General features: G+C 73.2%; 6 protein-coding genes. All 6 read left to right on the forward strand.

Annotated elements, in window-relative coordinates:
- Window positions 1-226: 226 nt before the first annotated feature.
- The 6 genes from AB0H21_RS04610 (at window position 227) to AB0H21_RS04635 (ending at window position 10,238) form a co-directional block, all read left to right on the forward strand.
- Complete coding sequence (locus AB0H21_RS04610) at window positions 227-2,956, forward strand: protein kinase (protein WP_358511662.1); 2,730 nt, start codon at window positions 227-229, stop codon at window positions 2,954-2,956.
- A 7-nt stretch (window positions 2,957-2,963) separates the two neighbouring features.
- Window positions 2,964-5,231, forward strand: a complete 2,268-nt coding sequence (locus tag AB0H21_RS04615) for a serine/threonine-protein kinase (protein ID WP_358511664.1) — start codon at window positions 2,964-2,966, stop codon at window positions 5,229-5,231.
- A gap of 84 nt (window positions 5,232-5,315) precedes the next feature.
- Window positions 5,316-6,539, forward strand: a complete 1,224-nt coding sequence (locus AB0H21_RS04620; protein WP_358511667.1) for a serine/threonine-protein kinase — start codon at window positions 5,316-5,318, stop codon at window positions 6,537-6,539.
- Window positions 6,540-6,875: 336 nt separating this feature from the next.
- Window positions 6,876-7,655 (forward strand): electron transfer flavoprotein subunit beta/FixA family protein, encoded by a 780-nt coding sequence (locus AB0H21_RS04625; RefSeq protein ID WP_358511670.1) that lies wholly within the window; start codon window positions 6,876-6,878, stop codon window positions 7,653-7,655.
- 13 nt (window positions 7,656-7,668) lie between these two features.
- On the forward strand, window positions 7,669-8,622 hold the full coding sequence (locus AB0H21_RS04630; RefSeq protein WP_358511673.1) for an electron transfer flavoprotein subunit alpha/FixB family protein: 954 nt from the start codon (window positions 7,669-7,671) through the stop codon (window positions 8,620-8,622).
- Between the two features lie 422 nt (window positions 8,623-9,044).
- Window positions 9,045-10,238, forward strand: coding sequence for an MFS transporter (locus tag AB0H21_RS04635; RefSeq protein ID WP_358511676.1), 1,194 nt, complete (start codon window positions 9,045-9,047; stop codon window positions 10,236-10,238).
- Window positions 10,239-10,254 lie beyond the last annotated feature (16 nt).

A 10,254-nucleotide genomic window follows, 5' to 3' on the forward strand; every position in this document is an offset into this window, starting at 1 on the left:
CGTGGCCGGGTGAGGCCGGGAGGGCGAACCGGCGGTCGGCGGCGGGGGTCCGGCTGCCTGCCGGCGGGCGTTGAGGGGCGCCTGCCGCGTGTGCACGTGGTGGCGGCAGGCCATGCCGTCGATCGAAGGCCGATGTCCATGGGCATTGCGCACGGTAAGCAAGATGTGACAATTGGAGCAAGGCACCTTCCTCCGGACACGAAACCGGGGCACCGCCGGAGATCAGATGAATCATGACGACCGATTGGGCCCCTACCGGCTGCTCCGGCGGCTCGGTGAGGGTGGCATGGGCGTGGTCCACCTCGCGCTCGACTCCCAGGGGCGGCAGGTCGCCGTCAAGGCGCTGCGCGCCGAGGTGACCGGGGACGACGTCGCGCGCCGCAGGCTCGCGCGCGAGGTCGAGACCATGCGGCGGGTGCGGAACCGCTACATCGCGGAGGTGCTCGACGCCGACGTGACCGGCAGCCGTCCCTACATCGTGACCAGGTACGTCCCGGGAATGCCACTGGACGACACGGTCAAACGCGACGGCGCCCTGGCGGTCGGCGCGCTCCTGCGGGTGGCGCACGGCGTGGCCGAGGCGCTGGCGGCGGTGCACGCGGCGGGGGTCATCCACCGCGACCTGAAGCCGGGCAACGTCCTGCTGCTGGACGGCGACCCCGTCCTCATCGACTTCGGCATCGCGCAGGCCGTCGACGCCACCCGGCTCACACAGACCGGCATGTTCATCGGCACCCCCGGCTACCTCGCCCCCGAGATCATCGAGGGGCACGAGGCGGGGCCCGAGGTCGACGTGCACGCCTGGGCGGGCACGATGCTGTACGCCGCGAGCGGCCAGCCGCCCTTCGGCAAGGGCACGCTGGAGATGATCTTCTACAACATCACCGCCGGGCGGGCCAACGTCGAGGCCGCTCCGGCGCTGCTGCGCCCGCTGCTGCGCGCCGCCTTCCACCGCGACCCGGCCAGGCGGCCCAAGGCGGCCGAGCTCGCCGCGCAGCTCTCGCGGATGGTCCCCCCGCGTGGGGGGCAGGGGCGGGCGAGCATACCCGACGAGGTGATCACGCTTCCGGAGATGCCGCCGGACGACCAGCCGCTGACGGGCCCGCCTCCGGGCACCCGGCCCGTCCGTACCGGCGCCTCCCGCGTCGAGCCGCCCCGCACGGGCCATTCCCTGCTACCCGAACCGGTCGCGGGCGGCCCGGCGGCCCCGGGCGCGTCCGTCCCCGGAGCGGGGGTGCCCGGCGCGGCGGTGCCCGGACTTTCCGTTCCCGGGGCGTCCGTGACCGGTGCGGCGGGTCCGGGACGGCCTGCGGGCGGTTCCGCCGACGAGTACGTGTCGCTGCTGGGCGACGTCCCGCAGGACGCGGGCCCGGGAGATCCGTGGCCGACCCGGCGCGTGACCGGGGAGGAGCTGCGCGAGGTCGGGGTGGAGTGGGACACGCCCGCAGTCCGTCCGCGCGCCGGGGACTCCCAGCCCGGGCCCGTCGCCGAGGGAGAGATGCCGACGCGGTTCGCCCCGCCGGGGCAGTCCCGTCCGTGGGATGCCCGGCCCGGGGCGTTAGACCAGGGCGAGGTGCCCACCCGGCGGGTACGCCCGGAGGAGCTGAAGGAGGCCGACGCCCGGTCAGGCCATCACCTGGGGACCGGGCCCGCCACCGGGGCCACGGGTGCGCCCGCGCGGCCGGGTACGGGGCCCTACCAGGGGCCCGGCACCGGATCCCAGCCCGCGCAGGGCACGGGGTCACAGCCGGCACAGGGCACGGGGGCCCAGCCCGCGCAGGGCACGGGGGCCCAGCCCGGCCGGGGAATGGCGTACCAGCCCGGCCAGGGGATGGGGTCCCGTCCGCAGGGATCGCCGCCGCACGGCCAGGGCGCGGGGACGCACGGGCAAGGCGTCGCACCGTACGGCCAAGGTACGGGGGCTCACGGTCAGGGTACGGGAGCTCACGGTCAGGGGGGCCCTTCTCATGGGCTCGGGATGACCTCCTCGGCCGCGCAGGGCGCGCCGCCCGTTCGGGGCACAGGGCCGAACCCCGCTTACGGCGCCGGGGCCTCTCGAGGGCTCGGGACGAGCCCTCCGCAGGGGGCGGTTCCCGCGCAGGGGGCGGCCTCCGGGCAAGGGGCGGCTTCCGGGCAAGGGGCCGTTTCCGGGCAAGGGGCCGCGCAGGGAGCGGGCCAGCAGGGGCGGGCCGGTGGGGCGGGCGGGCATCCGTATCCGCAGGCGCTGTTCGAGCAGCCGCCGGACATCTTCGAGAGGACGCCGCACGTCCGCCGGCAGCAGGGCCCGTCGTACGTTCCCACGATGCACCTGCCCTCGGACGCGACGCCGGACCCCGGCGCGGCCCGGACGCCCGGTCTGCACGCCGGTTCGCCCGTGTACGGCGCGGCGAGCGTGCTGGCGCTGGTCCTCGTGATCGCCGCCGCGGTGCTGGCGCCCGTGGTGGTGACGGTGGTGGTCGTTCTCGGCGCCGTGCTGCTGCGCGCCGCCGACATCGCGCAGCCCGCGCACGACGCCGGGCACCCGTCGAGCGGGCCCGGCGTGCTCGGCGTGCTGGCCCGTCCCGGCGCGCTGCTGAAATCGATCGGGCTGACGATCGCGCTGGTACCGTACGCGCTGATCCTCGGCGTTCCGGTGGCGCTGGTCCTGGCCTTCCTGGTCAGGCCCCTGTCGTCCAGCCTCGTCCTGAGCTGCGGGGTCGCGGTGTCGCTGTGGATCATCTGCGCCGGTCCCGGCGTCGTGGGCCCGGGCCGGCAGATGAACCGCTCGCTGGCGGCCGTCTTCCCCTCGAGGGGGGCGGCCATCGCCGTCACCTGCGTACTCGGGGTTCTGGCCGCCGCGGCGGCTTTCTACGCGGTGACCACGCTCATCAGGCCGTCGGGAGAGGCAGTCTGGAGTCCTGTGGAGATGACGGAGTGGCTGAAGAGTCTCAGCCGGCTTCGAGCGAAGGCAGGTTGACGGGGGCATGACGGGTGAGGCGATGCGCGAGACGATGGACAGGCTCGGCCCATACAAGCTGCTGCGCCGCCTGGGCGAGGGCGGCATGGGCGTCGTCCACCTCAGCCTGGACGACGAGGGCAGGCAGGTCGCCGTCAAGGTGCTCCACCCGCACGTGGCCGCCGACCTCAAGGCCCGTGACCGCCTGACGCGCGAGGTCGAGACCATGCGCCGGGTGCGCAGCCCGCGCGTCGCGGCGGTGATCGACGCTGAGCTCACCGGCCGTACGCCGTTCATCGTGACGCGGTTCGCCCCCGGCCGCACGCTTGAGGAGACGGTGCTGTCGGACGGGCCGCTGTCCGCCGAGGGCGTGATCCGGCTGGCGCGCGGGCTGTGCGAGGCGCTGATCGCGATCCACGCGGCGGACGTGATCCACCGCGACTTCAAGCCGGCGAACGTCATGCTCGTCGACGGCGACCCGCTGGTGATCGACTTCGGCATCGCCCACCTGGTCAACGCGACCCGGCTGACGCAGACCGGCATGTTCGTCGGCACGCCCGGCTACCTCGCGCCCGAGATCATCAGGGACGAGGAGATCACGCAGGCGGCGGACGTGCACGCGCTGGCCGCCACCGTCTTCTTCGGCGCGACGGGCAAGCCGCCGTTCGGCACGGGCACCTTCGAGTCGGTCTGCTACAACATCATGGAGGGCCGGGCGAACATCGACCAGGCCCCCGTCTGGCTGCGAGGCTGGCTGCGCGCGGCGTTCGCCGTCGACGCCTCCGTCCGGCCGGACGCGCGCCGCCTGCTGGCGATGTCGCGGGCGCTGGACCCGAGCCTGACCGCGTTTCAGGAGAGCCCGGTACGGGCGGGAGACACGCGCAGGATCGGCGGCTCGGGCGGCAACGGCGAGGGCGCGGGTGCGAGCAGGCTCCGGGGCACCATGGCCCCCGGGACTCCGGGTGTCTCCGGCGCCGCGAGAATTCCCGGTGTGCCCGGCGTCTCCGGCGTCTCCGGCGCCGACGACGGCACGCGTGTCCTGGACGACGGTGCCCGCGTTCTGAATGACGGTACCCGTGTCCTGGACGATGGCACGCGGGTCCTGAGCGACGGTACCCGTGTCCTGGGGGACGGCACGCGGGTCCTGACCGACGGCGGTCGAGTGCCAGCGGGCTCGGGGGCGGAGGGTGCCGAGCCCGGCGAGGCGCGCACCACGCGCGAGAAGCTCGCCCGGGAGGACAGCTTCTCCGACCTGCTGCCGCCCGTGAAGTACGCCGAGCCTGAGCGCAGGCGCAAGGCCGTCGCGGCCTCTGCGCCCCCCGCGGTGTCCCCGCCGAGCACGAGCCCGCCTCCCGCCGCGCCGCCCCCGTACTCGCCGCCCGCGTACGCGCCGCCCCCGGCGGGATACGCGCCGCAGCCCGCGTACCCGCCCGCCCCGTACGGGCCGCCGCCCGGCCACGCGGCTCCGCCCGGCTACGCGCCCCCGCCGCCGCATCCGGACCAGAGGGCCGTCTACCCGCCCGCGCCGCCTCCCGCGCCCGGCGCCGCCCCGGGTTCGGCGCCGCCGCCGGTGGGTGCGCGGCCGTATCAGCCGGACCAGGGGCACGGGCCCGAGCCCCGGCAGGACCGCCCGCGGTACCGCGCCGGGCATCCGCTGCTGGCCGCGGTGCTGCTGGTCGTGGTGGTCGCGTTCGCGCGCATGGTGCCCGTGCTGGCGTGCGTGTTCATGGTGGTCGTGGTGCTGTGCCTGCGCGTCGGGGAGCACCTGTGGGGCGATCTGGCCGAGCGCCGCTCGGTGCGGGGCAGCAGCGCGAGCGACCCTCTGCTCGCCGTGCTCGGCACCCCGTGGGCGCTGATCAAGTCCGCGCTGGCGACGCTCGTGATCACGCCTCTGGCGGCGATGTTCGGCGTCTGCGCCTGGGGCGGGCTGCACTACTTGGCGCAGATGGACGGCGACTCGGCGGCGGCGTGGGGGGCGTCGGCGTTCGTCGCCGGGCTGTTCGTGCTGCCCGGGGGCGGCAAGCCGCGCAAGGCCGTGGCCCGCACGCTGACGGCGGTGATCCGCAGTCCGGGGGCGGGCATGGTGGTGACGATCCTCTTCGGCACGCTCGCGTTCTTCGCGGTGATGGCCGCCGTCACGGCCGAGCCGTCGTGGACGCCCTGGGAGGCGCCCTCGCAGGTGATCAACTCGCTCAGCGCGTCGGCGCGCAGCAGCGCGACGGGGCTCGTCAGCGGGCTGGTCAAAGATCTCTTGAAGAATCTGGGCCTGAGTTTTCTGGCCTTCTGGGGGAAATGACCCGAGACGGTCATCGTTTCCCCCAGTGTCAGTGTGGAAATGAGCCCGCAGAGCGCGCACGATGGAACCCCCGGAAGGAGTCGCATGAGCGTGCCGGCGGCGGATCAGCTCGGGCCCTACCGCCTGTTGTCGAGGCTGGGGGCGGGCGGGTTCGGCGAGGTCCATCTCGCACTGGATCCCGAGGGGCACACCGTTGCCGTCAAGGTCCTGCATCCGCATGTCGCCTCGGACGAGGTCGCGCTCGCCCGGCTCGGGCGTGAGGTCGAGACCATGCGGCGGGTCCGGGGCCCGCACATCGCCGAGGTGCTGGACGCCTCGATGACCAGCCCCCGGCCCTACCTGGTCACCCGGTACGTCCAGGGGCGCTCGCTCGGCGCCCTCGTCGCGGCGGGCGGTCCTGTGCGCGGCGACGATCTGCAGCGGCTGGCCGCGGGGCTCGCCGAGGCGCTGGCGGCCATCCACGCGGCGGGCGTCGTCCACCGCGACCTCAAACCGGCGAACGTGATCATCGCCGACGGCGAGCCGCACGTCATCGACTTCGGCATCGCGGACGCGCTGGACGCGTCCTCGGTGACGGCCTCCGGTGCCGTGCTGGGCACGCCCGGCTACCTCGCGCCCGAGGTGCTGGAGGGCCGCGAGGCGGGCCCGGCGGCCGACGTCTTCGCGTTCGGGGCGACGGTCGCGTACGCGGCCTCGGGACGCCAGCCGTACGGCACGGGCCCGGCGCCGGCGGTCGCCTACCGCGTCGTCCACCACGAGCCCGACCTGGCGGACGTGCCGTCGTGGCTGGCTCCGCTGCTGGCCGAGTGCCTGCGGGCCGACGCGGCGTCCCGGCCGACGGCGGCCGATCTGTGCGCGCGGCTGGGCGCGCCGGTGCCGCCGGTGCTGGTGCCGCCGCCGCGCAGGCGCGTGGCGAGCACCGAGCCGCCGACCGAGGAGTGGCGCCCGGCCGACAAGCGTGAGCCCGCGGGGTCCGTGGACGCGACCCTCGCGCGGCACCGCGAGAAGGTCAGGAAGCGCTGGGTGGTGGGCGCGGGCGTGGTGTCGGGGCTGGTGGCGGCGGCGGCCCATGGGTACGTCCCGGAGCTGTCGCTGCTGGTGCTGGCGGCGTACGGGGTGGGCGTGCTCGTGGACGCGGGTTTCGGCGTCGTGGCCAAGGCCAGGGCGCGCGTGGTGTTCGACCTGGTCGGCGGGGCGGGTACGGTCGGGCTGTACGCCCTGCTCACGGCGCTGTTCAGCCCGTTCACGCTCGTTCTGGCGCTCGGCACCGTGATGGTCGTCCTCGTGACGATCGCGTTCGCGAGCTGAGGGCGGACACCTTCCCGAGCATAGTTCTGGAATGAAGTTCGGTATGGTGGGGAAAAGTAGCCCCCGAGGCTCGCGCGGGCCGGGTAGCTGCGGGTTCGCCGCTAAGCTACTCATGGGTAACATAGGGAAGGGGCGATGTGCCCGGAAACGGATGATCGCCCCGGGGCACCCGCTGTCACCACGCTCCCGGGCCCATGACAATCTGAAAGCGGCCTCCGGTGCCGATCGCCGGGGCGGCTCGTACGACGTGCGCGTGCCCCGCGCGCACGTGCCGAGGAATCGGCGCCATCCCAGCGATGTGGTGGCGCCTGTGAAACGGGAGGTCGGCCACCGGCCATGAACATCGTCGTCTGCGTGAAGCAGGTCCCCGACACGGCGACCGAGCGCAAGCTGAATGCCAAGGACAAGACGCTCGACCGTGACGCCGCCGACGGCGTCATCAACGAGCTGTGCGAATACGCCGTCGAAGAGGCGCTCAAGATCAAGGAAGCCCACGGCGGCGAGGTGACCGTGCTCACCATGGGGCCGGGCAAGGCCACGGACACGATCCGCAAGGCCCTGGCGATGGGCGCCGACAAGGCCGTCCACCTGGTCGACGACGCCCTCCACGGCTCCGACGCCCTCTCCACCTCGTACGCGCTGGCCCAGACGCTGAAGAAGATCGGCTTCGACCTGGTCGTCCTCGGCTCGGAGTCCACCGACGCGCGCACCGGCGTGCTCGCCGCCATGCTGGCCGAGCGCCTCGGCGTCCCGCAGCTCACGCTCGCGGGCAAGGTCGACATCGACGGCTCCGCGATCGCGATCCAGCGGGTCACCGACTACGGCTTCGACAAGGTCGAGGCCTCGCTGCCCGCCGTGGTCTCCGTCGTCGAGAAGATCAACGAGCCGCGCTACCCCTCGTTCAAGGGCATCATGGCCGCCAAGAAGAAGCCGGTGGAGACCCTCGGCATCGCCGACGCCGAGATCGACGCCGCGCAGGTCGGCCTCGGCGGAGCCTGGAGCGAGGTCGTCGAGTTCGCCGTCGCGCCCCCGCGCGCGGCCGGCACCATCGTCAAGGACGAGGGCGACGGCGGGTCGAAGGCCGCCGAGTTCCTCGCGTCGAAGAAGTTCATCTGAGGGGCGACCACCAATGGCTGAGATTCTGGTTCTCGTCGAGCATGTCGACGGAGAGGTCAAGAAGGTCACCCTGGAGCTGCTGACGCTGGCCCGCTCGCTGGGCAGCGCGTCGGCCGTGTGGGCGGGTCCCGGCTACTCCGAGGCCGCCAAGGCCCGGCTGGCCGAGTACGGCGCCGACAAGATCTACGTCGCCGGCTCCGACGAGATCGTCGACTACGTCGTCGCGCCGAAGGCCGAACTGCTCGCCCAGCTCGTCGCCTCCGCCTCGCCCGCAGCGGTGCTCGTCGCCGCGACCGCCGAGGGCAAGGAGATCGCCGGCCGCCTCGCGATCAAGACCGACTCCGGCGTGATCACCGACGCCGTGGGCCTCGGCGACGGCTTCGTCGCCGAGCAGTCCATCTTCGGCGGCGGCGTCAACGTCAGGTCCAGGGCCGTCAAGGGCACCCCGATCATCGCCGTCCGTCCCAACTCCACCGCTCCCGAGCCGTCGGCGGGGGCCGCGGCCGAGGAGCAGGTGACGGTCGCGCTGTCGGACGCCGCCAAGGGCGCGCGAGTGGTCGAGCGGGTCAAGCAGGAGAAGGGCGCCCGTCCCGAGCTCACCGAGGCCGCGATCGTGGTCTCCGGCGGGCGCGGCGTCGGCTCCGCCGAGAACTTCGCGGTCATCGAGAAGCTGGCCGACGCGCTCGGAGCCGCCGTGGGCGCCTCGCGGGCCGCCACCGACGCCGGGTGGTACCCCCACCAGTTCCAGGTCGGGCAGACCGGCAAGACCGTCTCGCCGCAGCTCTACATCGCGGCGGGCATCTCCGGCGCGATCCAGCACCGGGCCGGCATGCAGACCGCCAAGACGATCATCGCGATCAACAAGGACTCCGAGGCCCCGATCTTCGAGCTGGCCGACTTCGGTGTCGTGGGCGACCTGCACCAGGTCGTGCCGCAGCTCACCGAAGAGGTGGAGAAGCGCAAGTAACCGCCCCCAAGGCGTCCGAAAGACGGCGCCGCGCCCACGACCTGGGCGCGGCGCCGTCTTTTTCGTGTGCCGGAAGGCCCGGCAGGCACCCACAACCGGGATGAGGCGCCGGGTGACCTGAGAGGACTGGTTCCCATCCCGGCGTACGTTCACCTGCCCCCCCTCTCGTACTGAGGTGGGTCACGGTGTAGGTGGGCGTCGGTTCCGTCGGCATCATCGTGCTCGCCGCCGCGCTGCCCGCGACCTGAAAACGTCCCGCGCCCTTTAGCGCATCTCAAGATCACCGCGACCTGCAGATTGCCAGGACCCTACGCCGCTACGGCGGGGACCAAAGTCCCTGATGCTCTCCCGTGATCGGCCACGAAACTTGCATCCGGGATACCACTCTGAGATTTGGGGCAGGCATGACGACGGTCAAACCATTGACGACGCACACGGCCACGGCGGGCCGCTCACACGCGCTGGTCCTCGCCACCGCGGGCTTCGCGGTGAACTTCTGGGCTTGGGCGTTGCTCAGCCCCCTCGGGCCGACCTACAAGGAGCTGCTCGGCCTGAGCCCGCTTGAGGTGTCGATCCTGGTGGCCGTACCCGTCATCGTCGGATCGCTGGGCCGGATCGTGCTGGGCGCGCTGACCGACCGGTACGGCGGGCGGCTGATGTTCGCCGTGGCGAGCCTGCTGGGCGTGGTCCCCACGGTCTTCCTCGCCTTCGCGCAGAGCTATCCGGCACTGCTGGTCGGCGGCCTGGTGCTGGGTCTCACCGGGGCGACCTTCGCCATCGGCGTGCCGTACGTCAACGCGTGGTTCCCGCCGGAGCGCCGGGGCCTGGCACTGGGGATCTTCGGCATGGGCAACATCGGCACCGCGATCTCCGGCTTCGCCACCCCGCAGATCGCGACCTCGTTCGGGCGCCCGGCACCCTTCTTCGTGGTCGCCGCCGCCCTGGTGCTCGTCGGCCTGGCGTTCCTGGCCATCGGCCGCGACGCGCCGGGCACCCAGCCGGCCACCGAGCCGTTCCTCACCCGCTTCCTCGCCGCCGCGCGGCTGCGCACCACGCGGGAGCTGGCCGGGTTGTACGCGCTCACCTTCGGCGGCTTCGTCGCGTTCGGCGTCTACCTGCCGCTGTACCTCAAGGCCGCCTACGGCCTGACCACCACCACCGACGCGGCGGCGCGCGCCGCAGGCTTCGTGCTGCTGGCCACTCTGGCCCGCCCGCTGGGCGGATGGCTGGCCGACCGTGCCGGGGGCGAACGGGTGCTGAGCGCCGCGCTGGGAAGCGTGGTGGTGTGCGCGATCACCGTCTCCTTCGCCCCGGTCATGCCACTGGCGACGACCGGCTTCCTGGCCATGGCCGCCGCGCTCGGCCTGGGCAACGGCGCGGTCTTCGCTCTCCTCGGCCGCGCCGTGCCCGGGCGCATGGTCGGCAGTGCCACCGGCGTGGTCGGTGCGGCGGGGGGTCTGGGCGGCTTCCTGCCGCCGATCGTGATGGGGCTGATCTTCCAGGCCACCGGCTCCTACGCCGTCGGCCTGATGCTCCTCGCCACGATGGCGTTCGGTGCATTCGTCTACTGCTGGTTCATCCTGCGCACGCGCCAGCAGATCCAGCCATTGACGTAGAGAAAGCGGAACATAT

It is taken from the genome of Sphaerisporangium sp. NPDC051011 (assembly GCF_040653595.1).
Lineage (GTDB): Bacteria > Actinomycetota > Actinomycetes > Streptosporangiales > Streptosporangiaceae > Sphaerisporangium.

Coding starts and splice junctions, on each gene's coding strand:
- AB0H21_RS04625 (WP_358511670.1), top strand. CDS start 6,876: ATGAACATCGTCGTCTGCGTGAAGCAGGTCCCCGACACGGCGACCGAG.
- AB0H21_RS04620 (WP_358511667.1), top strand. CDS start 5,316: ATGAGCGTGCCGGCGGCGGATCAGCTCGGGCCCTACCGCCTGTTGTCG.
- AB0H21_RS04610 (WP_358511662.1), top strand. CDS start 227: ATGAATCATGACGACCGATTGGGCCCCTACCGGCTGCTCCGGCGGCTC.
- AB0H21_RS04615 (WP_358511664.1), top strand. CDS start 2,964: ATGACGGGTGAGGCGATGCGCGAGACGATGGACAGGCTCGGCCCATAC.
- AB0H21_RS04630 (WP_358511673.1), top strand. CDS start 7,669: ATGGCTGAGATTCTGGTTCTCGTCGAGCATGTCGACGGAGAGGTCAAG.